Below are 25,976 nucleotides of genomic sequence, written 5' to 3'. Positions count from 1 at the left end.
AGTGGCTAGTCAGCTCATTCAATTCGATTTAACATCCTTAACCCATTTAATATGACAAGAATTGTACTGCCTTCATGGCCGATGACGCCGAGTGGCAGGTCAACAGCTTGCAGGAAGTTTGAAATGATGAGTACCACTATGACGGAAATAGAGAAGAAGATATTCTGTTTTACAATCCGTTGCATTTTACGAGAAAGTTTAATAGCAAAGGAAATACGTCTCAAGTCATTTTGCATTAGGACAATATCAGCAGTTTCTAGCGCGACATCGGTTCCTCCGCCCATTGCAATACCTGAAGTCGCAGTAGCAAGTGCTGGTGCATCATTAATACCATCGCCGACCATTCCGACATTTTTATGTTCGGCGAGTAGTCGTTTTAAATGTTTAACTTTCATTTCAGGTAAGCATTCTGCGACATATGAATCGAGACCAGCTTCTTTCGCGATAAACGCAGCTGTTTTTTCGTTATCCCCAGTCAGCATGATTGTCACAATACCTGCTTGCTTTAACTGTTGGATAGCTTCAATGGCCTCAGGTCGTAAAGTGTCTCTCATTGCAGCGGCCGCGACAATGCCATTATCGTCTTTCATGAAAATAACTGTTTTGCCTTCATCTGCGAGCGTTGCCGCAATCCCTGAATGAAATGCTTCCGCCAAATCTTTCCCGACAAAACGGGGGTTTCCTATTAGTATTTCCCGTGTTCCAATGAATGCACGAATACCATGACCTGGTATGTCTTCTATTTGTAGATTGCTATCTATAGTGTTTCCTTCAGCAATAGCGAAATTTGTAATCGCGACTGCTAGTGGATGATTAGATTGGGACTCTATGCTTGCAAGGAGCTTGAGTGTTTCTATTCTAGTTGTATCGTCTCGTACAAAAAAATCTGTAACAATCGGTTTACCGTTCGTTAAAGTACCTGTTTTGTCGAAAGCGATCATTTTTAGCGACCCTAGATGTTCGAGATGGACACCACCCTTGAATAACAAGCCAAGCCTAGCCCCGTTAGAGATAGCTGCAAGCGTAGCTGGCATAATTGAGGCAACCAGCGCACATGGAGAGGCGACGACTAGTAAGACAATCGCTCGGTATATCGTGGTCGTCCAATCCCAGCCAAGTATATAGTGCGGTAGGAACATCATAATTAGAACCATAATTAATACAATCTTTACGTAAGTACCTTCGAACTGTTCGATAAATTGTTGGGAAGGTGATTTCTCGCTTTGTGCATTTTGAACAAGTGTAATGATTTTTTGGAAAAGAGTTTCAGAACTCGACTTTATCATTTTCATCTGTATGGTACCGTTCAAATTGACAGTACCGGCAAATAGTTCGTCGTCCTCTTTTTTATTAACAGGAATGGATTCCCCGTTAATGGCGGACATATCGATGGAAGAGCTACCATGCGTGATGATTCCGTCGACGGGAATCCGTTCCCCAGGTTTTACAAGAAGAATTGAGCCGACCTTAAGTGAGGTGATAGGTACTTTGATGTTAGATCCATCTTTTTGAATAAGCCATGCCTCTTCAGGTTGGAGTTCCATTAGTGATGAAATTTCCTTGTGGCTTTTATTCATAGTGTAGGTTTCAAGTGCTCCACTGAGTGCAAAGATGAAAATTAGGATTGCACCTTCTGCCCAGTAGCCAATTATTGCGGAACCAATTGCTGCGAAAACCATTAGCATTTCCACATTCAATTCTCTGTTTTTAATTGTTTCTTCGATTCCCTCTTTGGCTTTTGCAAACCCTCCTATCAAAAAAGCAATGATATATAGAGGGACGGTAATCGTTTCTACACCATACTTGCCACTAGACCAAGCGGCAATTATGACTACGCCTGAAAGAATAGCGGCGACCAATTCAAGATGAACAAGCCAATCTTTAGATTTGTTAAGTTGTCTATTATCGAGAACAACCATGTAAATTACCTCCTAATTGAGAATGATATTCAATTTCAAATAGCTGATTAAATTATGAAAGTCGTTCCCTACGAATTAGGAACGACTTTATGTATCATATTACATTCATTATCATATTGTAATTATTATTAATAAGATTATAGCACCATGTTGAGGTAAGGGAAACTATTTTGATTCAACAGTGAAAGTTTTGGAATGGCGAGGGGTGGATAAAATTGTAAGTGGTAGCGTGGAGTTGTTTGAAATCGATCAGTTCCGCTCGTCTCGTCATTAAAAAAGCACCTTGTCTCGGAAAACTTCTCCGAAAAAAGGTGCCTTAATAGGTTAGTTGTACACGCTTTCTTTGAACTGACTCAGTTTTTCAAGAGAAGACTTGTCGACATCGGCATGTAAACTATTACCGTGTGAGTCCATCGTGACAACTGCCGTAAAGTCTTTGACGCGCAGATGCCACATTGCTTCAGGAATACCAAACTGAAGAAGGTCGACACCTTCAACGGCTTTGATGCAGTCGGCATAATATTGTGCTGCGCCGCCTATCGCATTCAAATAGACTCCGCCGTGTTCAGCTAGGGCAGCTAGTGTTTTTGGTCCCATTCCGCCTTTTCCAATTACAGCTCGAATACCAAACTTCTTCATAATGTCACCTTGATAGGGTTCCTCACGAATAGAAGTCGTTGGCCCAGCAGCTTTAATTTCATAACTGCCGTCATCGTTTTTCATGACGACTGGGCCGCAATGGTAGATGATTTGTCCATTAAGATCAATGGGGGAATCATGTTCTGATAAATATTTATGAATAGCATCGCGGCCTGTATACATCATTCCACTAATTTTGACGACATCACCGACATTCAAATCGCGTATTTGTTCTTCAGAGATGGGAGCAGTAAGTTCGACGGTACGCGAAGATTGTTTAACGTCTTTTTGACTGTCTTCATCTTGCAAGAAAGCTATTTTTTCACCTTCATCATAATGCCAGTTTGTAATCTCACCAGATTCAACATCGATATCTACGGCCATGCGACGGTATGCCCAGCAGTTATACGCTACGGAAACATAGAAGCTTGCAGGGATACGGTGCATGACGCCGATTTTGCAACCGAGTAGCGTCACTTCGCCTCCGAATCCCATTGTTCCGATACCAAGTTTGTTTGCTTTTTCCAAAACATAATCTTCAAGTTCTGAAAGTTCCGGATTGGGATTCAAGTCATCGACAGCGCGGAAAAGCTGGTCTTTCGCAAGTTCATAGCCTGATGTGCGGTCGCCACCGATTCCAACACCGATGAAACCTGCAGAGCAACCCTGCCCTTGGGCTTGATAAACGGAGTGTAAAATACATTTGCGGATTCCGTCGAGGTCGCGTCCAGCGCGTCCGAGCCCTTCGATTTCTGCGGGAAGACTATATTGAATATTTTTATTCTCACAGCCGCCGCCTTTTAGAATCAGTTTCACTTCGATATGGTTTTGTTCCCATTGGTCAAATTTCATGACAGGGACGCCGGTACCTAAGTTATCTCCGCTATTGTCGCCAGTTAATGAGTCCACTGAGTTCGGGCGGAGTTTAGTGTCTTTTGTAGCTTGGACGATTGCACGCTTGATAGCAGCTTTAATCTCGATTTGATTTACCCCGACTGGTGTTTTAATTTTGAATGTAGGCATGCCAGTGTCTTGGCAGATAGGAGACATTTTCTCGTCAGCCATATTGATATTTTTTGTAATTGTATCAAGGCTCATTGCGGCACGAGTACCTGCGTCTTCGGCTTCTTTCGCCGCGAGGATTTTCCTTCTAACGTCTTTAGGTAGATTTGTTGATGTTTCACAAATGAGATTATACATGCTTTTCTCAAACTGTTCTATGTACATTCTCGTTTCCCCCTTATAGCGCAACTGTTATTTGTCTGATTTTATCTTTTCCATTTGTTCTTCCAGGTCGTCCAACAAGCCTATCAGCTGATCAATTTCCTTAAGGTCTGCTGTTTCTGGTTCAATCGTATCAAGTGTTTCAAGAAATTGATGAAGTCTTGTTTTTAAACCTTCAACATGGCCGCTATTTTGTGGTTTATCCAATCCGTACACCTCTTTTCTTCAGTATAATCGTAAACGAAAAAACCGGATTTATCAATAAAGCAGAATAGTCCTTTGTAAATTATAGAAAATTAAACTTAACAGAATCTTTACAATACTAAATCTATGTGTTATGATTCAAATAATCAAATGAAAGGGAGGGTATCAGCTAGGTTGATTAGAACGAAGAACAAGGAGGCTGATAACTTTACTAGAGATAGAATTAGCTTAACTATGCAAGATTCGTTGTTCCAAATAATAGTTAGCGGAGGCGATGCTCCAAATCATTGCTAAGCACGTTGAAAAACGACTAATTCAAGAATTAAGGATTACGTAGAAAGGGGTAGAATAGAAGAAGTGAGAGTAAAGAAGAAGTGATAGATAATTAGAGGGAGGGGATTCGTAAAGGTCCGCTGGCAGTATGCCGGGAGACGAATACGACTTATGCAAATGGAAATGGAAAGTGAAGGTTCAATTCATACATAAAGGCTCAGTCGTATTCTGATAATCAGATATGGACTGGGCCTTTATGATTTTTATGGCATTCATATGAAAAGGATGTTTTTCAAACACATAGAATGGTTTGAATGCTACGGGGTATACATAGGGACATGATAAGTTTTCCATTCATAGGAGGCGGCATGCTCGTCTGTATTTCATTATATAATCAGAAAAAACGTCCACTGAATAAAGAGGACGTTTTTTCTGATTACTTTCACCTCAGAATAGAGTTTATGTTCTCATATTCAAAGACAAGGTCGTCGAGCGTTAGGAATGAATAGCCCGCTTTCTTAGCATCTTGGATGAATGAAGGAAGAGCTTGTGCATTATCAGAAGAAACCGTGTGCATTAGAATGACGGCTCCTGGATGGAGTTGTTTCATCAATTCGCCATAAGCGTAATCACGGCCTTTTGGTTTATCAGCATGCCAATCAATGAATGCGATCGACCAGAAGATATGCCTGTATCCGAGTTCATTGCCTTTAGCAAGAACCCGGTCATTGAAAACGCCTTCAGGTGGTCGCGTGTAGTAGGTGCGCTCAACGCCCGTTTCCTTTTGGAGGAGCTTATCAAACTTAGTCCATTCCTCCTCCATTCGTTGTTCGGAAAGGTTTGCCATGTTGGGGTGATCATAGGAGTGATTGCCAATCCCATGGCCATCCGCAATCATCCTTTTTACAAGTGGCAATGCGCTTTTTAAATAATGACCTGTTAGAAAGAACGTAGCAGGAACTTCTTCCTTTTTTAAAGTATCCAAAATAGTTTCTGTATAGCCATTTTCGTAACCGTTATCAAACGTTAAATAGATGAATTTTTCATCGGGCTTACCTTTGTAAATAGCTCCATGATTGTCGAGCATAGAGTCAAGTGCTGCGCCGGCACTTGGTGGCACTCCATTGATGGATTTCTTAAAGCCCCAATGAAATTCCTCTGCAATTGCTGAAAAGGGATTGAAAACAAAACCTGCCAAAACGACTAAAGTAGCTAAGAAAAAACCAAAAACATGTTGTTTTACCATTGTAAACGCACCTTTCCTTTAGCGATAGGATGTGCGAAGGAAACTAATTTATACGTCTTTCTTATATAACTCACTTAAAGCTGACTCGAGTGTCGCAAATCGGAATTCAAACTTGTTGTTCAATAACTTTTCAGGTATTACATGCTGTCCTTCCAGAACAAGCGCACTTTTTTTACCTAGTACGACTTTCATTACGAATGAGGGAACAGGAATCCAGTGAGGTCTATGAAGCACAGCTCCAATCGTTTTTCCGAAATACCTCATTCTCTTAGGGAAAGGCGATGTAACATTTACAGGACCGTGAAGGTCTTCGTTATTGATGGCAAATACGATTGCACGCACGACATCATCAATGTGGACCCATGATACCCACTGATTGCCCGACCCAACGGTTCCCCCAGCAAATAATCTGTACGGCCTTACCATAAGTGGTAAGGCACCAGAATCTTTTCCAAGAATGACACCAAATCGCATGAAAACGGACCGAGTATTATTGGATTTCACAGAGCTAGCTTTCATTTCCCAGTCGGTAACAGTCTTACCAAGAAAGTCTTCTGCGTAATCAGTAGACTCCTCTGTATATACAGTGCTTTCTGATGCTGTATAAATACCAATCGCACTCGCATTGAGCAGTACTGACGGCTTTTCACTCAATGCTGAAATAATTCGCAGCAATTCATCAGTCGCTTCCATCCGACTCTCATACATTTGTTTACGATGCTTTTCCGTCCAACGTCCTTCATTGATGGACACGCCAGCTAGGTTAACAAAGACGTCAGCGGAAATAATTTCAAGTTCAGGCTGAGTACCTTCATGGAGCCACGATACATACCTCACATTGCCATCATTCATACTTTTTTTCCTGGATAAAATTATAATTTCATGTCCTTCATTCAATAGTGTGGCCGTCAATTTCTGTCCGACGAAACCCGAGCCGCCTGCAATGACGATTTTCATTAACCTACACCCCCGTTAGTATTATATACCCCATATTGAGACAAATTAGGCTGAAGCACAAGGATGGAACATGTATACTAATAGAAAGCAGGGGAGGCGTGTTAAAAGTGCCTGTAATTACTAAAATATCACAACAGAAAAAAGATCTTGAAAGATACAATGTTTTCTTGGATGAAAAGTATGCTTACAGCGTCCATGAATCGGTACTTGTTAAATTTGGTCTAACAAAAGGGATGACGCTTGAAGAGTGGTCAATTGACGAGATGGTCTACGAAGATGAAATTCGTAAGGCATTTAATCGTGCGCTCCATTATTTAGGGTTTAGAATGCGCAGTGAGTTTGAAGTAAAGAAGAAGCTTTTGGACCTAGGGTATGGAGAAGCAATTGTACTGGAAGCTCTTGTGAAATTGAAAAACCTTGGATTCCTTAATGATGAATCATTCTCGGAAGCATTGCTTCGAACCCGAAAAAACTCGTCCAGTAAAGGGCCTAGAGCAATTCAACAGGAAATGCATAAAAAAGGCATCGGAAAGGAAGTACAAGACAAAGTACTTGAATCTTATTCAGAAGATGAACAACTTGAAGCCGCAACAAGGCTTGCTGAAAAGACAGCAAATGCTAATCGTTCCGCAGTACCCGCCCAATTAAAACAAAAGATTCAAAATGCACTGCTACGTAAAGGATATTCATTTGACCTGATTAAGAAGGCGCTTGCGAATATAGACTTCGACCGCGAAGAAGATGAATGGAAAGCGATTGCTGAAACAGTCGGAGAGAAAGCATGGAATCGATACAGTTCAAAGTTTAACGGGCGAACCTTAAAAGATAAAGTGAAACAGGCAATGTACCAAAAGGGTATTCCTATGGAGAAAATCGATCAATTTATCGAAAAGAAGGAGATTGAGGAAGATGGAGAATGAAAAAAAGTATAGTGAAATGACGGAACATGAGCTGCGTACAGAAATCGGAAGGCTTCGTGAAAAAGCACGTAAGGCCGAGCAACTTGGAATTATGAATGAATTTGCGGTGTATCAGCGAAAAGTGGTTATGGCACAGTCTTATTTAATTGATCCGAAAACAATCGTGCCTGGCGAAATGTACCGTATTGAAGGGGATGAAGGTATGTTTTTCCAGGTTGATTACCTAAAAGGTCGTTTTGCATGGGGTTACAGGCTAGGTGGAGAACGTGCGGATGAGGCATTACCAATTGCAATGTTGAAATCGGTAAAAGAGGGTAAGTAATAAATAATAGATAGAGAAATGGATGCAATAATTTCTCTATCTATTAACATTCATTTGATTCAATCAGTTTTTTAAGAGTTTGGCATGAAGTTCAGCTTTTTATTCAGCTTATCCTCAGAAAAAATCCAACCAGTGTATGAATTAAGGACATTCAATTCCTTATCAATATGCACTACTGCTACAAACGGATAATAACCTTTGCTGCGGTAGCGAAGATCAATAAGGCGGACTTCGCAAATATCACCAATATCCGTGATTGACCATCTGTAGATGGGAGAAAAAGATGTGAACGCTTTGATGTTCTTATCATTCATCGCTACCTCTATTTCAGGGGATGAAGGCATCGGCTCTCTATCGAACTGGTCGTAAATATTAACAGATCGTCCGTAAGCACGTCCAACGTAATGACACGTCTTTGAAGAAACAGCCACTTTCCAATGGAAAAAGCGAATCGTTGGTGCAATTATAATTTCTATTGCATCGGGAACTGTATTTTTGACAGCTTTTTTAACTGCAGATTTAACGGCAAAACGCAGTAAATAATAAAAGAAAATGATGGTGTATAGTGTCAAAATCGTAAATACCGGATTTACACCCATTGCCCATATAATCAGAGCGATAGCATGTAATGCGAAAATAATCGGATCGAAGGTGTTGATGACGCCGATAGCGACCCATTTGTTGGAGAATGGCCTTAAAGCCTGCGTTCCATAGGAATTAAAAATATCAACGAATACGTGGAGAAATACGGCTAGAAATGTCCAAGCCCACACATGTATGAAGTTAGCATTAGGTACCAAAAACGACATGAGTAGCGTAATAACAAGCGGCCATAATAATACCGCTGGAATTGAATGTGTTATTCCTCTGTGATGCCGTATATAGACAGCATTATTTCTTAGTTTTAAAACGGTATCTACGTCTGGGATAAGTGAGCCAATAATGACGCCAGCAACAACTGCGCTCATTGTAGCACTCTCATTCGCAACAACGGGATCTGCGAGAGCGAGTCCACCAAGTGCTAAACCCATGACGATATGTGTTCCAGTATCCAAATAATCACTCCTTTGGCCAAAACGTTTCCGACCGGCATTGGATAGACTTTATAAAAAGCCACATACATAACAATACCCTTTTATGCTCAAAGATAAGCATATGCGATAAGGAGGAAATGATGCAAATAATAATAAACAAAGATGAATTCCGTAAATCTCTTCTTTCGTGGTATCTACGTGAAAAAAGAGACTTACCTTGGCGGAAGACGTCTGATCCATATCATATTTGGGTTTCAGAAGTAATGTTGCAACAAACTAGAGTCGATACAGTAATACCTTATTATATACGGTTTCTTGAAAGCTTTCCGACGATGAAAGCACTAGCTGATGCCGAAGAAAATGATTTATTGAAAATGTGGGAAGGTCTCGGTTATTATTCCCGGGTAAGAAATCTCCAAACTGGTGTTAGAGAAGTTATTTCAGATTACGGTGGAAAAGTGCCTTCAAATCGCACGGAAATATCTACGCTAAAAGGTGTTGGACCGTACACTGCAGGAGCTGTGCTCAGTATTGCCTATGGTGTTCCAGAGCATGCGATTGACGGCAATGTCATGCGTGTCATTTCCAGATTACTTCTAATAGAAGAAGATATTTCAATTCCACGGACAAAAAAGATTTTTGAAGCGGTGGTCATGGATTTAATAGACAAAGATGATCCTTCTTCCTTCAACCAAGGACTTATGGAACTTGGGGCGACGATTTGTACACCTAAACCCAGATGTTTACTGTGTCCAGTTAGGGACTTTTGTTTAGCGTTTCACGAAGGTAGGCAGGAAGAATTGCCTGTCAAGACGAAAAAAATAAAAAAGAAAATCATACCTGTTACTGCATTTGCGGTTCAAAATAGGCAAGGTGAGTGGCTGCTGAGAAAGCGACCCTCAAAAGGACTATTGGCTAGTTTATGGGAATTTCCAATGGTAGAGTCTGCAAAAAATCAACCACTAGAAGAAATGGCACATGAGCATTTTGCTATCGAACTGATGGATGTAGTTGAAATATTATCTTTCAAACATATATTTACCCATTTGACTTGGGAAATGAAAAGTTATAGCGCCCGTATTGAGAAAATGGATACAATCTTGGAAGGTTACCACTTTTTCACACAAGAAGAGGTAGAAGCGTTGCCGAAACCTGTTCCAGTGTTGAAAATTTGGGAAGAAATTAAACGAGGGGGAATAAAATAATGACTGAAAATAAAGTGGCAATGGTGACTGGAAGCTCAAGGGGACTAGGAAAAGCCCTAGCGATTGAACTTGCAAAAGAAGGCTATGATATTGTTGTAAATTATGCAAGGAGCCGTTCCGCGGCAGAAGAAACAGTGAAAGAAATTGAAGCACTTGGTAGGCGTGCGATTATGATTCGCGCAAACGTTGGTGACGTTAAAAAGCTTCGTGTGATGTTTGAGCAAGTGAAAGAGGAATTTGGACGGTTGGATGTATTTGTATCAAATGCGGCATCAGGTGTTTTGCGCCCAATCATGGAACTAGAAGAGACACACTGGGACTGGACAATGAATATAAACGCAAAAGCGATGTTGTTCGGAGCTCAGGAAGCAGCAAAACTAATGGATAAAGGCGGGAAAATCATCGGTGTTAGTTCGCTTGGGTCTATCCGTTACCTTGAAAATTACACCACAGTCGGTGTTTCAAAAGCGGCAATTGAGTCGATTACCCGCTATTTGGCAGTTGAACTTGCTCCAATGGGAATTGCAGTGAATACAGTTTCAGGTGGTGCGCTTGACACGGAAGCGTTGAAACACTTCCCAAATCGGGAAGAGTTGCTTGAAGATGCACGTATTAATACGCCTGCGGGTCGAATGGTTGAAATCAGAGACATGGTGAAAACGGCTATGTTCCTCATTTCGGACGATTCGGATATGATCCGAGGACAGACAATAATCGTCGACGGAGGACGTTCAGTATTGCTGTAAAATATTCCAAATGAATAATAAATGCTTCTTTGCACATGATAGTTGCACGGAGGTGAAAATCCATTGACTAAAAACAACCCGAACCAAACTGATGTAAACGAGGTAAGGAAACAAAATCAGCAATCACAACAACGAAAACAAAACCAGAACACAAACGCGATGGCTGGGGAGTTTGCTTCTGAAACTGATGTAAATCAAGTTAGAAGACAAAACCAGCAATCACAGCAACAAGGGCAATACCAAAACCAAACAAATGCGATGACTGAGGAGTTTGGTTCCGAAACTGATGTTAATCAGGTTAGGAGACAAAACCAACAATCAGAAGCCAACAAAACAAATGCTTCTGGACAACGCGCGAATCAGTTCGAAAACGGTTCGAAATAAGTAGATGGATACCGCCGGCCGACAGAAGCTATATGCTTCTGTCGGTTTTTTGTATCTAAAAGTAACGTCGTGAAAGGAAAAAAGAGTTGAATGGTTTCAAATAGTACCGTTCTGTTGGTATAATGATGAAATAATAGCGGCTTCGAAATTTTCCGGCAACCAAAAGGTGGGTTATTCATGACGATTGCTACAGAAGGAGAAACGATACAAGTACATAGCTATAAACATAATGGTAAAATCCATCGCGTTTGGCAGGAGACATTAGTGTTGAAAGGCACGCGTAACATTGTCATTGGTGCTAATGAAAGAACGCTGGTTACGGAATCGGATGGGCGTACATGGTTGACACGTGAACCTTCGATTTGCTATTTTCACGCCGAACACTGGTTTAATATTATTTGTATGCTTAGGGAAGATGGCGTTTACTATTATATCAACATGAGCTCGCCATTCATCTACGATAATAAATCGCTGAAATATATCGATTATGATTTAGATGTAAAAGTCTTTCCTGATATGAGTTATATGATCCTTGATGAGGACGAGTATGCGGATCATAGGAAACAGATGGGCTATCCAGATGTTATTGATCAGATATTACAAAAGAACTTGGAGACTCTGCTAGGTTGGATCAAACAGCGCAGAGGGCCGTTCGCACCCGACTTCATTGAAGTATGGACGTCGAGGTATGAATTTCATAAACAGGTCAAGAACGATAAGTGAAAGCCTGATCGCGATTGTTTGCGGCAGGCTTTTTCTACACGGGTCGGTGTCAAGACTCCAGGCGCCTTACGCTTTTCTTAGTAGGAGGTAAAAAGATGGGTGACAGTATAAAACGCTACATGAAGTTTGTTAAACCATACAACTGGCTAATCGCCTTGACGATTCTTATCGGAATTGTGAAATTTGCAATCCCGTTATTCATCCCGTTACTGATGAAGATTGTTATCGATAATATCATCTTATCGGAAACGCTTACTGCAGCTGAGATGACAAAACAGTTATTCTATTGGCTTGGTGGGACAGTACTCGTGTTCTTTATAATCAGGCCGCCAGTTGAGTATTACCGGCAATATTACGCTCAGTATGTGAGCAATAAAATTTTATATGATATCCGTAAAGAATTGTATTCGCATCTACAAAAATTGAGTCTAACCTACTACTCAAATACACGAGCCGGAGAAATCATTTCACGGGTGATTAATGACGTTGAGCAAACGAAAAACTTTGTAATGATTGGACTTATGAATGTCTGGCTAGACCTTGCTACAATTATCATAGCAGTTACCATCATGTTGACAATGGACGTTCCTCTGACGCTTGTCACACTACTTGCATTCCCTTTCTACGCATATAGCGTCAAGCATTTCTTTGGAAAACTGCGGGAGTTGACAGGGAAACGTTCTCAAGCGCTTGCGGATGTTCAAAGTTACTTACATGAACGAGTGGCGGGAGTAAGCGTTATTAAAAGTTTTTCACTTGAGGAAGAAGAACAAGGGCGTTTCAATAAAACAAATGGCAATTTTCTCGATAAAGCCCTTGATCATACAAGGTGGAATGCGAAAGCGTTTGCTGTCGTAAATACGATTACAGATGTTGCACCTCTACTAGTCATTGCCTATGCGGGCTATCAAGTCATCAACAATGATTTGTCAATCGGAACGATGGTGGCTTTCATCGCTTACATCGACAGGGTATATAACCCACTTCGGAGACTGGTTAATGCATCGACATCGCTCACCCAATCATTTGCGTCGATGGACCGAGTTTTTGATTTAATGGAACAGGAATATGATATTACAAACAAGCCTAGTGCAATTGAACTTCCGCCTATCGACGGGAAAATCGAATTTGATAATGTCAGCTTTATTTATGAAGAGGGTGGAGTACCTGTCCTGAATGGGATTAATTTCGTTGTTGAACCAGGCGAAACAATCGCATTTGTAGGCATGAGTGGTGGAGGGAAATCGACGATTGTCGGTTTGATACCTCGTTTTCACGATGTGACGGGCGGTGCTGTTTTTGTCGATGGACATGATCTTCGTGACGTTAACATAAAGTCTTTACGCGAACAGATTGGAATTGTTTTGCAAGATACGATTTTGTTTAGTGATTCTGTGAAAAGTAATATATTGATGGGGAAATCGGATGCAACCGACGAAGAAGTTATTGCAGCTGCGAAGGCTGCAAATGCCCATGAATTCATCGAGACACTGCCCCTTGGGTACGATACAAAAGTTGGGGAACGTGGCGTGAAACTTTCAGGTGGTCAGAAGCAAAGAATTGCGATTGCGCGTGTCTTTTTGAAAAATCCACCGCTCTTAATATTGGATGAAGCGACATCAGCACTTGACCTTGAAAGCGAAGCGCTCATTCAAGAATCGCTAGAAAAATTGGCTAATGAACGAACAACGCTAATTGTTGCACATAGATTGTCAACAATTACCCATGCTGATAAAATTCTCGTTATTGATGCAGGTCAGCTAAAAGAGATGGGAACGCATAAAGAATTAATGGCTTTGCAAGGAATATATTATGGTCTATTTCAAGTACAAACGCTTGGAGATTAACAAATAGAAACCATCTCATTGAAATGAAAAATTTCAATGAGATGGTTTTTTTAGTATCTTAATATATGAAGATAGTATTGCCTTTGTTGAGAAAAATTGTATAATATAACTATCTAGATAATTCAGAAAAAGGTGATCTGATGGATGAAAGACGAACTGTCCTCCAAGTGAAAGATTTGCAGACGACCTTTTTTACAGATTCAGGAGAAATACCTGCCGTAGACCATATTGACTTTCATTTGAACGAAGGTGAAATCCTTGGAATTGTCGGGGAGTCTGGCTGCGGAAAAAGTGTAACTTCACTCTCAATAATGGGACTTGTACCACAACCTCCTGGCAAAATTGTTGGTGGAGAAATACTTTTTGAAGATAAGGATTTACTTGGAATGACAGAAAAGCAGATGCGTCATATTCGAGGGAATGAAATTGCAATGATTTTCCAAGAACCGATGACCTCATTAAATCCATTATTCTCAATTGGCAATCAGATGATTGAAGCTGTATTAATTCATGAAAAAGGTTGGTCAAAAAAAAGAGCAGCAGAACGGGCAGTAGAAATGTTACAACTTGTGGGCTTGCCTCGTGCAAAGGAAATGATGAGAGACTATCCTCACCAGTTATCAGGAGGAATGCGGCAGCGAGTAATGATTGCGATGGCACTTGTCTGTGATCCCAAAGTACTCATTGCTGACGAACCGACAACAGCTCTTGATGTAACGATTCAAGCACAGATTCTTAAATTGATGAGGGATTTGAACACTCGATTGAATACTGCAGTGCTCCTAATCACCCATGACTTGGGTGTCGTTGCAGAAACATGTGAACGTGTCATTGTCATGTATGCCGGTCAAATTATCGAAGAAGCATCTGTTAAGACAATTTTCGATAATCCACAGCATCCTTATACAAAAGGGTTAATCCAATCCGTTCCTGATATGCGCTATAAAAAGGACAGGCTTTACTCCATTCCGGGGAATGTACCGAAACCAGGTTCAATACGGCAAGGATGCAGATTTGCATCCCGGTGTGAATTTGCATTTGACCGTTGTCAAATTGAAGACCCCGAACTCTATGAAACCTCAGATTTTCACCAGACCAGATGCTTCCTATATGACAGAGAAGGGGTGAAAACGCATGACGACAAAGCCCTTATTAAAGGTTGAAGGTTTAAAAAAGTACTTCCCTGTAAAAAAAGGAATTCTTGGCAGAACAGTCGGCTATGTAAAGGCCGTAGATGATGTATCATTTTACGTGAATGAAGGTGAGACGCTCGGCATCGTTGGTGAATCTGGATGTGGAAAGTCTACAACAGGGCGAATGTTAATGCGTCTTCTGGAGCCGACTGAGGGGAAAGTTGAATTTGATGGAAAAGATTTGACCTCTTTATCATCTGAAGAGATGCGGAGAACTAGGCGGGATATCCAAATGGTGTTTCAGGATCCCTATGCGTCGTTGAATCCACGTCATACAATCGGCAAAATTTTGGAAGAACCGCTTATTGTACACGGTATTGATAATTCAAAAGAACGGAAAAAGAAAGTGAATGAATTTCTAGAGGTAGTCGGTCTAAGCGGATATCATGCTAAGCGATATCCGCATCAATTTAGCGGAGGGCAGCGGCAGCGTATCGGTATTGCACGTGCATTGATGACGAACCCTAAACTGATTATTGCAGATGAACCTGTTTCAGCGCTTGACGTTTCGATTCAAGCCCAAGTGCTAAATTTAATGCAAGACTTACAGAAAGAATTTAATCTCACTTATATCTTTATCGCGCATGATCTAGGGGTCGTTCGTCATATAAGCGATCGCGTTGGAGTAATGTATCTCGGGAAGATGGTTGAAATGGCGAAAAGCGAGCAGCTTTATGCTAAACCTCTTCATCCATATACGCAGGCACTGCTATCTGCAGTGCCGGTACCAGATCCTGATTACCAGAAAGAGCAAGTTCTTCTTGAAGGGGATATTCCAAATCCTGCAAATCCTCCAAGTGGCTGCACGTTTCATACGCGTTGCCCCTTTAAAATGGATATTTGCACAAAGTTTATACCACAGCTTGTTGAATATGATTCGGGTCATTCTGTCGCCTGCCACCTTTACAGTGAACAGGTAGACAATGATATAAAACAGATGGAGGGGTCTTTATGAGAAAAGGAAAGCTAGGTTCGCTTGCGTTGATGTTGCTCCTCATTCTTACGACTGCTCTTGCAGCTTGTTCGTCTGATACGGGCGATGGCAAGAAGGAAGAAGAAAACACTGGAGACGTACAAAATGTAAAAGATACTCTAGTATTTGGACGTGGTGGAGATTCAACTTCACTCGATCCATCGAGAGTAACAGAAGGTGAATCCTTCAAAGTAACAGTTAACCTGTATGAAACACTCTTGAATTTCGGCGAGGAAGATACAACGATAAATCCGGGACTTGCAACAGAGTGGGAGCCAAGCGAAGATGGTTTAACGTATACATTTAAGCTTCGTGAAGGTGTCAAATTCCACGATGGAACAGATTTCAATGCGGAAGCTGTCGTTAAAAACTTCGAGCGTTGGGCAAATGGGGATGCAGAAAAGTTCCCGTATTATAATTCAATGTTTGGTGGTTTCAAAGGAGACAAGGGACACGTTATTGATTCGGTAACGGCAGATGGTGATAATACAGTCATTATCAAACTGACTCGTTCACAAGCACCATTCCTTAAAAATATTGCAATGAGTATGTTTGCTATTGCAAGCCCTACTGCATTTGAAAAAGGTGACGATGACTTCGAAAGAAACCCAGTTGGGACAGGTCCATTTAAGTTTGTTGAATGGAAACCGAATGAAACAATTACAATTGAGAAATTCGAAGATTATTGGGACGAAGATTTACCAAAACTGAAGAAAGTTATTTTCCGTTCAATCCCTGACAACTCGGCGCGTTTAAACGCATTGATGGCAGGGGATATCGAACTTGCAGATGGCATCAATCCATCTGACGGTAAGTCAATTGAAGACCACGAAAGTCTACAATTGTTTGAACGTCCTTCTATGAACGTAGGCTATTTAGGTCTAACAGTTACGCGCCCACCATTTGATAAAGTGGAAGTGCGTCAAGCGATTAATCATGCAATTGACAAACAATCAATTATTGATTCATTCTTTGAAGGACGTGCGAATATCGCAAAAAATCCGATGCCGCCATCCATTTCAGGTTATAACGAAGATGTTGAAGGATATGACTATAATCCCGAAAAAGCAAAAGAACTACTAAAATCAGTTGGACTTGAAGATGGTTTTGAAATGGAGCTTTGGGCAATGCCTGTACCACGTCCATACATGCCAGATGGTAAAAAGGTAGCCGAAGTTATTCAGAAAAACCTCGCAGATATTGGAATTACTGCGAAAATCGTTTCACATGAATGGGCAACTTACTTGGAACTTGCAAGTAAAGGAGATGCAGATGCGTTTATGCTTGGCTGGACTGGGGATAACGGAGATGCAGATAACTTCTTATATGTGTTGCTAGATGAAGACAATATTGGCAGTAACAACTATACGTACTATAAAAATGAAGAACTCCATAATATATTAATCGCTGCACAAACTGAAGTCGATGAAGATAAGCGTAATGAATTGTATAAAGAAGCACAGGTCATCATTCATGGAGATGCTCCATGGGTACCACTTGCTCACTCAACGCCATTACTTGGTGGAGCTACAGATTTAACAGGATTCCTTCCACATCCAACGGGATCTGATTTACTTTCAAAAGTAGAATTTAAGTAAGAGATTGGGCGTATAGAGGAAAGGGAGAGGTCTAGCGGATTTCTCCCTTTTTCTTTTCTTATTATCTGTACATACAAATTGATAGCAGAGTTGGAGAGGTGAAAAGTTATGCTCAGCTACATTGGTAAAAGATTGCTACAGCTCATTCCTGTCTTGCTGGGAATGACATTTATCGTATTCATGATTATCCGTGCAATTCCAGGTAATCCAGCTCAGATTATTTTGGGACAGCAGGCAACTAAAGAATCTGTGGAAGCGCTTACGATAAAGTTAGGTCTGGATAATCCTTGGTATATCCAGTATTTTAAATACCTTGGTGATCTTTTCAAAGGCGATCTTGGTGAATCAATGAGAACGCGGGCACCTGTCGCAGATGAAATTTGGCCCTATTTGGCAGCCACATTTGAATTAGCGCTTTTCGCTATTGTTATAGCAGTTATTATCGGTATCAATGCAGGAATTATTTCAGCATGGTTCCAAAACTCATGGTTTGATTATTCAGCGATGATTTTAGCGTTAATTGGTGTATCTATGCCTATCTTCTGGCTTGGTCTAATGGGACAATGGGTTTTTGCGGTAGAAAACTCATGGTTGCCGACAGGAGGGCGTGAGCAAGTGCGAGATCCTGTCAACGCTATAACAAATCTCTATATACTTGATACGATTATTCAAGGTCGCTTTGATCAGTTGTGGCAAGTTTTCCGACATCTAATTTTACCGGGCTTAGCTCTAGCGACAATTCCGATGGCGATTATTGCGCGGATGACCCGCTCGAGTATGTTAGAAGTAATGCGTTCTGATTATATTCGTACAGCTCGCGCTAAAGGACAAAAGATGTTTTGGGTAGTTTACAAACATGCGCTTAAAAATGCAATTATCCCAGTTTTAACTATCATCGGTTTACAAATGGGCATGTTATTAGGCGGCGCAATCTTAACAGAGACAATTTTCGCTTGGCCAGGCGTGGGTCGTTATATATATGATGCAATTGGGTTCCGAGATTATCCGGTCATCCAGTCAGCAATTCTTATAGTTGCGCTCTTCTTTGTAATAATTAACCTAGTTGTCGATTTGCTCTATAGTCTCATTGATCCGAGGATTAAATATGATTGAGGAAGGGGGGAGCGTAAATGTCTGAATTTGCACCTAAAGTAAATGGAGTTACAGAAGTCAAAGCTGAATATATGGCAGGACCATGGGGCGAAGCTTGGAACGGCTTTAAAAAGAGTAAAGTTGCAGTCGTCGGCATGGTTATTGTTCTATTCTTTATCCTGTTAGCGGGATTCGGTTTTGCGGCTGAACAAGGTTATCTTGGTTCGAACATTGGACTAGAAGGCATTAACGACCAAAAACTAACGGACCGGCTTCTTCCTCCTTCTAGCGAATATTGGTTTGGAACAGATGACCTTGGAAGGGATATTTTTTCCCGAATTATTCACGGTGCTCGAATTTCGCTATGGGTTGGATTCTTCTCAGTTATTGGATCGGTCGTTGTAGGGAGTGCACTAGGGATTATAGCCGGGTATTATGGACGCTGGGTTGATACGATTATTTCACGTATATTCGATATTATGCTCGCGTTTCCTTCTATCTTATTGGCAATTGCAATTGTTTCTGTACTTGGACCAAATTTACGAAATGCCCTTATTGCAATTGCGATTATTAATGTACCGAACTTTGGGAGGCTAATTCGTTCAAAAGTGTTAAGCATTAAGGAAGATGAATATATTACAGCAGCAAAAGGAATCGGTATGAAAGATGCACGGATTTTAGTGTCCCATATCTTGCCGAATTCGATGGCACCCGTAATTGTTCAGGGAACGCTTGCCGTTGCTACAGCAATTCTTGAGGCAGCCGCACTTGGATTTTTGGGTCTGGGTGCACAAGCTCCGGATCCTGAATGGGGAAAGATGTTAGCTGATTCTAAAAGTTTCCTTCATTCAGCACCTTGGACGATGATCTTCCCTGGAATTGCAATTATGCTGACAGTACTTGGCTTCAACTTAATGGGTGACGGTTTACGTGATGCACTGGATCCGAAAATGAAGAGTTGAGGCGTTGAAAAAAGTCCCGCAAACCGATTAATTTATCGGATTGTGGGACTTTTTTAGTAGATTTCTTCTGTTATTTTCTTATTTACTTTATTGTGGTGATACTTTTGGAATAAAACAATCAATTTGTCAAAGTGTTCAAGTTGTTCTTCGTAATTAAAGATGGACGATAAGATATGAAGTAGATGATAAGCCGAAAACTCTTCTTCTTCTTTTGTGAGGGCAATCTCTTTTGCAAATATCTCCATTACTTCGTAACGCTGAATGTATTCTTCATTTGGACTAGTGCCTACCGCATCAGACTTCAGTTTTCCAACGAATTTCAGATGGAGGTGTTCGTGGTATGTGAGCAGTGCATCAAGCCGCTCCTGCACCATCATTCGGAAATGTTCCGGTAATTCAATCAGCTCATTTTCATGCTGATGTAGTTTTTTTAGAACCTCGTAACTGCTCCTTGAAGTGGCGATCATTTGTCTGTACACGACGAGCTTTCGTGATTTGTTCCTTGTGTTCTTTTTAAAGTAGCTACGTTCTTCTTTGAATAAAGTATAAAGTTGGTCGACTTGTGTGAGACGTTCCTTCAATTTATTCAGTGACTTTTTTGTTGCTATATGTTCGGAAGCCTGCCTTCCAGCCAGGCGAGTCCAACGAATAATTTCGTCTTGAGCCAGATGGATAGATTCAAATAATTTTGTTTCATATTTAGGAGGCATGAACAACAAGTTCACAACGAAAGCAGCTAGAATACCTAGAATCATTGTCACGAACCTGAGAAAGGCGAATGATAGGAATTCGTCATCTTTAATTTCCATTATAGAAATCATCACTACGAGGGCCAATGAAATGGATTTCTCAAGACCGAATTTATTCATGATTATTATAATAATAACTGCTGCAAGACCTATCGTAACAAGCTGGTTACCCAATAATAGAACCAATGAAATCGCAATGACCGCACCAATTATATTACCTTGGATTTGCTCGATAATCGTTAAGTAAGATCTGTAAATCGATGGCTGAATGGCGAAGATGGCTGCGATTCCTGCAAATAATGGATGTGGCAATTGCAAAGCTTCCGCTAGGAACAATGCGAACACAATCGCAATGCCCGTTTTAAATATGCGGGCACCAAGTATCATAAGGATTATCCTTTCTAATCAAATACGCCTTGGCATATTTGCGCCCAGACTTTTATCGAACTTGCTCGATACATTCCTCTAAAAAGTCTGTGGCATCCGTTGGAGACAGTAACTTCATTTAGCTAGAATTCTACCCGCTCCAAGTTGGAGGTCTATTATACAAATTTCTAACTCTAATAGAAGTGGGAGACTTCATCAAAATGAAGTTAAAGCTATTTTCCGCTAGGTCAACCGTTTGTGAGTGTTGCAAGTTCTTTGAATGATTTATCAACCGCAACAAGTGTATCCATAATATCTTGTTCAGTATGAGCTGTTGTCAAAAACCACGCTTCGTATTTCGAAGGGGCTAAATTGATGCCGTTTTTTAACATAAGTTTAAAGAATTTCGCGAACACTTTTCCGTCTGTTGCTTCAGCCTGTTCGTAGTTTTCTACTTTTACATCGGTGAAGAACAACGTGAGTGCCCCTTTTAAGCGGTTAGTTGTCAATGTAATTCCGTGTTCCTTTGCAGACTTCAAAATACCCTCTTCGAGAATAGCACCCAATCGGTCCATTTCATCATAAATTCCAGGGGTTTGTAAAACTTCGAGAAGAGCTATTCCTGCTAACATGGAAGCCGGATTACCAGCCATTGTTCCCGCTTGATATGCAGGCCCAAGAGGCGCTACTTGTTCCATAATAGCCTTTTTGCCGCCGTAAGCACCAATGGGTAGACCGCCGCCAATGATTTTGCCGAATGCAGTAAGGTCAGGTGTTAATCCAAGCATATCTTGAGCGCCACCGTAATGGAAACGGAAAGCAGTGATTACTTCATCATAAACGATAAGTGCTCCATGTTCAGCTGCGATATCATGGACAATTTGTAGAAATCCTTCTTTTGGTTCAACAATTCCAAAGTTGCCGACAATCGGTTCGACGAGAATACATGCAATTTGGTCGCCCCATGTTTCCATTGCTTCTTTATAAGCTTCGGGATCATTGAATGGAATGGTGATTACTTCTTTAGCGATAGACTCCGGGACACCTGCAGAATCAGGCGTTCCAAGGGTTGCTGGTCCAGAGCCTGCTGCAACTAGGACTAAATCCGAATGACCATGATAACAGCCTGCGAATTTCATGATTTTGGTCCGGCCAGTATATGCGCGGGACACACGAATTGTCGTCATAACTGCTTCTGTACCAGAGTTTACAAACCGAACCTTATCCATGCCAGGCATTGCTTCTTTCAACATTTTTGCGAATTTCACTTCATGACGAGTAGGTGTTCCGTAAAGTAGACCCGTCTGCGCTGCTTTGACAATTGCCTCAGTGATATGCGGATGGGCATGCCCCGTAATGATTGGTCCGTAAGCCGCTAGGTAATCGATGTACTTGTTTCCGTCAACATCCCAAAAATAAGCACCTTCTGCACGCTCCATAACTGTAGGTGCACCACCACCGACTGCATGGTATCCGCGCGACGGACTATTTACGCCTCCAACAATATGTTCACATGCTTCATTATAAATAATCTCTGAATTCGTTCTTATCACTATAAATTCCTCCGTTCATTTCTTTACTCTCTCTATTCTAAACAAATTGTCTCAGATAGCCAAAGAAATTGAAACTGAAGGGCGTGTCTTGTAGGATTAAGGAAAGAATACATTGGAGGAATGGAAAATGACAACACTTGAAGGAATGCATGCACCTGAATTTACATTGCCGAATGAGAACGGGGAAATGATTTCATTAAAAGACTATGCTGGTGAAAAGTATGTAGTACTCTACTTTTATCCAAAAGATTCAACACCTGGTTGCACTACGCAAGCATGTAATTTCCGAGATGCATATGAAGATTTTAGTAAGCTAAATGCTGTTGTACTAGGGGTTAGCCCGGATAATGAAGCTTCACATGGGAAATTCATCGGAAAACATGGCTTGCCATTTTCATTACTTGTCGATGGAGAGCATTCTGTTGCTGAAAAATATGGCGTCTGGAAATTGAAAAAAATGTTCGGTAAAGAATATATGGGTATTGAACGCTCAACATTTTTGATTGACCCAACAGGTACAGTCGTTAAGGAGTGGCGTAAAGTGAAAGTTGAAGGACATATAGACGAAGCACTTGCGACTCTAGAACAACTAATAAACTCTTGAAGGGGTGATTAATAATGGATGTACTCTTCACATTTGATATTAAGAAACACCAGGAAGAAGCGCTTCTTGCAAAATTTCCACAAGTGACAATGCATTTTAATAAGAAGCCGGCAGATCAAGAAGTCCAGACGGCAACTGCGATTGTGACATATGGCGTTGACGTAGATAGTGATTTGTTGGAAAGGGCAAAGTCGTTGGAATGGATTATGGTTGCATCCGCAGGCATAGAAAAAATACCGGTTGCTGAAGTGGCTGAACGAAATATCATAATGTCTAACGCTAAGGGTATTCATAAGACGCCAATGGCTGAATCAGTTCTTGCTCATATTTTAGCACTACAACGGTCACTACCGCTTATCCTGGAACAACAACGGTCTAAAGAGTGGAGTCGGAAAGTCCGTTCAATTGAGTTAAAAGGTTCAACCGCGCTAATTCTAGGACCTGGCGCAATTGGTTCTGAAGTTGGGCGTTTACTTCAGGCGTTTGGGGTTCGGACAATTGGCTGTAACCGATCAGGCAAGAAAAGCGAATCTATGGATGAAACGATTACTTATGAAGCATTGATGGATAAATTAGGAGAAGTAGACTTTGTCATATCTGTTTTACCTAGCACGCCCGACACAAGAGGGATGCTCAATGCAGAACATTTCAAGGCAATGAAGAACAATGCCGTCTTCATGAATTTCGGTCGTGGTGACCTTTTCGCTGAAGCAGATCTGATAGCTGCATTGAAAAATGATGAAATCAGACATGCTGTGCTCGATGTATTTGAAACGGAACCGCTCTCTGTTGAAAATGAACTATGGGAACTCCCGAATTGCACGGTATCACCGCATGTATCAAGTTTATCTGGCAAGTATGTTGAAAGAGCACTGGTCATATTTGAAGAAAATTTAGAAAAATGGTTGCGTAATGAAAGAGATTTAGCGAATTTAATTGATTTAAAGCTTGGTTACTGATAATCAATTACGCCGAGGCGTAATAGATATAGACAAAAGGAAATGGTCTTTACAGCACTTTAGTTGACATATGTACTCTATTTTAAGTACACTAATGATAATAATTATAAAGTAAGAATCTTTATGAATAGAGGTGCAGAGCGATGTCTGAAGTGAGATTGAAAGACGCGCTGGACACATTGAAAAGTAGTGGAGTTAGAATTACTCCTCAACGGCATGCGATTTTAGAGTATCTTATCTCTTCTGAGTCACATCCAACGGCTGACGATATATATAAAGCGCTTGAAAACAATTTTCCTAATATGAGTGTCGCAACAGTATATAATAATCTTCGTGTATTCCGGAATGCCGGACTCATTAAGGAACTTTCGTATGGAGATGCTTCGAGCCGTTTTGATTTTGTGACTCACGATCACTATCATATAATCTGTGACGAATGTGGAACGATCGTTGATTTTCATCACCCCGGGCTAGAAGAAGTGGAACATTTAGCTTCTCATGTAACGGGATTCAAAGTGAATTCCCATCGACTAGAAGTATATGGTACATGCCCGACTTGTGCTTCAAGCGTTGTAAAGGTCAATTAAAAACGTCCGATACTCCTTCTATATGAAGGGGCATCGGACGTCTTTTAATTTTTAGGCTCTTCTTTGGCTGCTTTACTCTTTGGTCGGTTATATGTTTCGTCGAACTCTTTACCTTCTAATGAAGGGTCAAGCGTCAAGGGCTCACGACAGTGTCCACACATGTCGACGCGTCCGAGCATTTTTGTTTGTTTTCCGCAACTTGGACAAGTAATTTGGACGGCCCTTGTAGAAAGTGTTCCAATCCACGCGTAAACAACTGTGCTGGCAAGAATAGCAAGAACACCAAGAAACATGAAGATGAGCATGACAATCTCGTATTTTCTGAAGAAAATTCCGATGTACATAATAACGACTCCCGCAAAAATTAGAGCAAGAGCAAAGGATCTAATTCGATTTATCTTATTTTTATAAGGTTTCATCAATCATACCTCCTCAATATATCCTCAATTACTATAGCATATATTTCGTTTTTCGCGGTATCAATCCTACTTGATTAAAGGATATAAGCACCTTCTCGTCGAAATGAAATGGCAGGGAGGTGTAGCAGTGGAACAGGTATTAAGGCCAATTTATCAAGAGCGGGCAAGTTTTCAAGAGACGCTTGGCGTCATTCTAGTAGAGAAAAGAGGGAAAGGGGATCCGATTACAGATACATTCGATGTGATTCTCCTCATCATAACCGCTGACGATGAAATCCCTATTTTTACGAAACACTACACTAATGGAAATGAGAAAGCCGCTATGCATATAATTAGTGAAAAGCAATTGCGGAAATGGGTAGTCCAAGGAACAAAAAGGAAAGTTGTAGACTGGTTGTTTTATGGAAAAGTCTATTTTGATCGAAATGAATTCGTAGAAAAAATGAGAATTGAATTACAGGAATATCCTTATTCGGGCCGTAATATGAAAATGGGGTTGGAGTTTTCAAAGTTAGTTAGAGGTTATATGGAAGGTAAGACGTTTTTTGAAGAAGGAAACTTCATGGACGCGTACCATCATGTAGTCAAATCACTTCATCACCTCGCAAGGCTAGCTGTTATTGAGAATGGATTGTTTCCGGAAGTAACAGTGTGGTCCCAAGTAAAAAGAATCGATCCGGCAATATATAAACTATATGAAGAACTTATCATGAGTGAGGAACCCTTAGAAAAACGATTGGAACTATTGTTTCTTGCAAGTGAGTTCTTTATCCATAATCGTACAGCAGATGGAGCCCGTCATATTAATGATGTAATGGCGGCTCAAGAGATATGGACAATACAGCAGCTTCACGAGCACGAAGAAACCAAAATGTATTCAGTTGATTTAGAGGTATTCATCGAATTTTTGATTGATAAAGGCTTCATTCATGTGGTTCAGAGCGATTCTAAAAATGAATTAATCTATCATAGGGATTACAAAGTAATCTGACTGGATACAGGAAAAAGGGGCGAATTACATTCGCCCCTTTTTTCTAGTTGACAGATGATTGCTGAACATGTTATTCTAGTTAACGTCGCTTGGGAGATAAAGTGAAAAGAACTTTTGAAAAGAAGTTTTAAAAGAAGTTCAAAAAACACTTGACTCCACAAATACGAAATGTTATATTAGAGAAGTCGCTTTTGGAGGACGGATATGAGTAACGAAGAGTGAAACTCGTTATCTTCGTTAATATGAACCTTGAAAACTGAACAGCAAAACATCAATGAGATACAGCG

The 25,976-nt window shown here is 40.8% G+C and carries 25 protein-coding genes; 16 read left to right on the top strand and 9 right to left on the bottom strand.

What is annotated here, in order from left to right:
• Nucleotides 1-14 precede the first annotated feature (14 nt).
• From AC25Y6_RS12385 to AC25Y6_RS12365, 5 genes are all read right to left on the bottom strand, one after another.
• Entirely contained in the window at nucleotides 15-1,919 is a 1,905-nt protein-coding gene (locus AC25Y6_RS12385) for a heavy metal translocating P-type ATPase (protein WP_482105748.1), read from the bottom strand.
• Nucleotides 1,920-2,243: 324 nt separating this feature from the next.
• The gene (locus tag AC25Y6_RS12380) at nucleotides 2,244-3,785 is read right to left on the bottom strand and encodes a fumarate hydratase (protein ID WP_488143249.1); all 1,542 of its coding nucleotides are present in this window, start codon (nucleotides 3,783-3,785) and stop codon (nucleotides 2,244-2,246) included.
• Between the two features lie 27 nt (nucleotides 3,786-3,812).
• The gene (locus AC25Y6_RS12375; RefSeq protein ID WP_482102992.1) at nucleotides 3,813-3,989 is read right to left on the bottom strand and encodes an SE1561 family protein; all 177 of its coding nucleotides are present in this window, start codon (nucleotides 3,987-3,989) and stop codon (nucleotides 3,813-3,815) included.
• A gap of 712 nt (nucleotides 3,990-4,701) precedes the next feature.
• The gene (locus AC25Y6_RS12370) at nucleotides 4,702-5,505 is read right to left on the bottom strand and encodes a polysaccharide deacetylase family protein (protein ID WP_482105750.1); all 804 of its coding nucleotides are present in this window, start codon (nucleotides 5,503-5,505) and stop codon (nucleotides 4,702-4,704) included.
• A 48-nt stretch (nucleotides 5,506-5,553) separates the two neighbouring features.
• Nucleotides 5,554-6,462 (bottom strand): TIGR01777 family oxidoreductase, encoded by a 909-nt coding sequence (locus AC25Y6_RS12365; RefSeq protein WP_488143248.1) that lies wholly within the window; start codon nucleotides 6,460-6,462, stop codon nucleotides 5,554-5,556.
• Nucleotides 6,463-6,569: 107 nt separating this feature from the next.
• On the opposite strand from AC25Y6_RS12365, the gene recX reads away from it, so the two are divergent.
• On the top strand, nucleotides 6,570-7,382 hold the full coding sequence (gene recX, locus AC25Y6_RS12360) for a recombination regulator RecX (RefSeq protein WP_488143247.1): 813 nt from the start codon (nucleotides 6,570-6,572) through the stop codon (nucleotides 7,380-7,382).
• Nucleotides 7,372-7,704 carry a YfhH family protein gene (locus AC25Y6_RS12355; RefSeq protein ID WP_482105753.1) on the top strand — a complete coding sequence of 111 codons (333 nt, stop codon included), beginning with the start codon at nucleotides 7,372-7,374 and terminating at the stop codon, nucleotides 7,702-7,704. Before recX ends, AC25Y6_RS12355 begins: the two co-directional genes overlap by 11 nt.
• Before the next feature lie 71 nt (nucleotides 7,705-7,775).
• Here the strand turns inward: AC25Y6_RS12355 and AC25Y6_RS12350 are convergent, their stop codons facing one another.
• Nucleotides 7,776-8,759, bottom strand: coding sequence for a metal-dependent hydrolase (locus tag AC25Y6_RS12350; protein ID WP_488143246.1), 984 nt, complete (start codon nucleotides 8,757-8,759; stop codon nucleotides 7,776-7,778).
• A 119-nt stretch (nucleotides 8,760-8,878) separates the two neighbouring features.
• Here AC25Y6_RS12350 and mutY point away from each other — a divergent pair, with 119 nt between their 5' ends.
• From mutY to AC25Y6_RS12300, 10 genes are all read left to right on the top strand, one after another.
• The gene (gene mutY / locus AC25Y6_RS12345; protein ID WP_488143245.1) at nucleotides 8,879-9,943 is read left to right on the top strand and encodes an A/G-specific adenine glycosylase; all 1,065 of its coding nucleotides are present in this window, start codon (nucleotides 8,879-8,881) and stop codon (nucleotides 9,941-9,943) included.
• Nucleotides 9,943-10,689: an enoyl-[acyl-carrier-protein] reductase FabL gene (gene fabL, locus AC25Y6_RS12340; RefSeq protein WP_482102985.1), complete on the top strand. Its 747-nt coding sequence runs from the start codon at nucleotides 9,943-9,945 to the stop codon at nucleotides 10,687-10,689. The genes mutY and fabL overlap by 1 nt, the downstream gene beginning before the upstream one ends.
• 63 nt (nucleotides 10,690-10,752) lie before the next feature.
• A complete protein-coding gene (locus AC25Y6_RS12335) occupies nucleotides 10,753-11,073 on the top strand; it encodes a gamma-type small acid-soluble spore protein (protein WP_482102984.1) in 321 nt (106 codons plus the stop codon).
• A 177-nt stretch (nucleotides 11,074-11,250) separates the two neighbouring features.
• Nucleotides 11,251-11,796 (top strand): nucleoside tri-diphosphate phosphatase, encoded by a 546-nt coding sequence (gene ntdP / locus AC25Y6_RS12330; protein WP_482102983.1) that lies wholly within the window; start codon nucleotides 11,251-11,253, stop codon nucleotides 11,794-11,796.
• Nucleotides 11,797-11,891: 95 nt separating this feature from the next.
• Nucleotides 11,892-13,643, top strand: a complete 1,752-nt coding sequence (locus AC25Y6_RS12325) for an ABC transporter ATP-binding protein (RefSeq protein ID WP_482102982.1) — start codon at nucleotides 11,892-11,894, stop codon at nucleotides 13,641-13,643.
• Between the two features lie 140 nt (nucleotides 13,644-13,783).
• Nucleotides 13,784-14,806 (top strand): ABC transporter ATP-binding protein, encoded by a 1,023-nt coding sequence (locus AC25Y6_RS12320; protein WP_482102981.1) that lies wholly within the window; start codon nucleotides 13,784-13,786, stop codon nucleotides 14,804-14,806.
• A complete protein-coding gene (locus AC25Y6_RS12315; protein ID WP_482105759.1) occupies nucleotides 14,778-15,791 on the top strand; it encodes an ABC transporter ATP-binding protein in 1,014 nt (337 codons plus the stop codon). The genes AC25Y6_RS12320 and AC25Y6_RS12315 overlap by 29 nt, the downstream gene beginning before the upstream one ends.
• Nucleotides 15,788-17,407: an ABC transporter substrate-binding protein gene (locus AC25Y6_RS12310; protein WP_488143244.1), complete on the top strand. Its 1,620-nt coding sequence runs from the start codon at nucleotides 15,788-15,790 to the stop codon at nucleotides 17,405-17,407. The genes AC25Y6_RS12315 and AC25Y6_RS12310 overlap by 4 nt, the downstream gene beginning before the upstream one ends.
• A gap of 108 nt (nucleotides 17,408-17,515) precedes the next feature.
• Nucleotides 17,516-18,520 (top strand): ABC transporter permease, encoded by a 1,005-nt coding sequence (locus tag AC25Y6_RS12305; protein ID WP_482102978.1) that lies wholly within the window; start codon nucleotides 17,516-17,518, stop codon nucleotides 18,518-18,520.
• A 17-nt stretch (nucleotides 18,521-18,537) separates the two neighbouring features.
• Nucleotides 18,538-19,461: an ABC transporter permease gene (locus tag AC25Y6_RS12300; RefSeq protein WP_488143243.1), complete on the top strand. Its 924-nt coding sequence runs from the start codon at nucleotides 18,538-18,540 to the stop codon at nucleotides 19,459-19,461.
• A 53-nt stretch (nucleotides 19,462-19,514) separates the two neighbouring features.
• Here AC25Y6_RS12300 and AC25Y6_RS12295 read toward each other — a convergent pair whose 3' ends face one another.
• On the bottom strand, nucleotides 19,515-20,597 hold the full coding sequence (locus AC25Y6_RS12295; RefSeq protein ID WP_488143242.1) for an FUSC family protein: 1,083 nt from the start codon (nucleotides 20,595-20,597) through the stop codon (nucleotides 19,515-19,517).
• Nucleotides 20,598-20,824: 227 nt separating this feature from the next.
• Nucleotides 20,825-22,129, bottom strand: coding sequence for a glutamate-1-semialdehyde 2,1-aminomutase (locus AC25Y6_RS12290; protein WP_488143241.1), 1,305 nt, complete (start codon nucleotides 22,127-22,129; stop codon nucleotides 20,825-20,827).
• A 127-nt stretch (nucleotides 22,130-22,256) separates the two neighbouring features.
• On the opposite strand from AC25Y6_RS12290, the gene bcp reads away from it, so the two are divergent.
• The 3 genes from bcp to perR all read left to right on the top strand — a co-directional run bounded on the left by bcp (nucleotide 22,257) and on the right by perR (nucleotide 24,279).
• Nucleotides 22,257-22,733: a thioredoxin-dependent thiol peroxidase gene (gene bcp, locus AC25Y6_RS12285; protein ID WP_482102974.1), complete on the top strand. Its 477-nt coding sequence runs from the start codon at nucleotides 22,257-22,259 to the stop codon at nucleotides 22,731-22,733.
• Between the two features lie 14 nt (nucleotides 22,734-22,747).
• Nucleotides 22,748-23,692 (top strand): D-2-hydroxyacid dehydrogenase, encoded by a 945-nt coding sequence (locus AC25Y6_RS12280; protein WP_488143240.1) that lies wholly within the window; start codon nucleotides 22,748-22,750, stop codon nucleotides 23,690-23,692.
• Nucleotides 23,693-23,835: 143 nt separating this feature from the next.
• A complete protein-coding gene (gene perR, locus AC25Y6_RS12275) occupies nucleotides 23,836-24,279 on the top strand; it encodes a peroxide-responsive transcriptional repressor PerR (RefSeq protein ID WP_482102972.1) in 444 nt (147 codons plus the stop codon).
• A 44-nt stretch (nucleotides 24,280-24,323) separates the two neighbouring features.
• Here the strand turns inward: perR and AC25Y6_RS12270 are convergent, their stop codons facing one another.
• Nucleotides 24,324-24,698, bottom strand: a complete 375-nt coding sequence (locus AC25Y6_RS12270; RefSeq protein ID WP_488143239.1) for a YgzB family protein — start codon at nucleotides 24,696-24,698, stop codon at nucleotides 24,324-24,326.
• A gap of 127 nt (nucleotides 24,699-24,825) precedes the next feature.
• Between AC25Y6_RS12270 and AC25Y6_RS12265 the strand changes: the two genes are divergently transcribed.
• The gene (locus AC25Y6_RS12265) at nucleotides 24,826-25,689 is read left to right on the top strand and encodes a nucleotidyltransferase-like protein (protein ID WP_488143238.1); all 864 of its coding nucleotides are present in this window, start codon (nucleotides 24,826-24,828) and stop codon (nucleotides 25,687-25,689) included.
• Nucleotides 25,690-25,976: the final 287 nt, after the last annotated feature.

Source organism: Sporosarcina sp. Y1004 (assembly GCF_057669665.1).
Note: the sequence above shows the minus strand (reverse complement) of the source record. Positions and strands in the feature narration are given on the sequence as shown.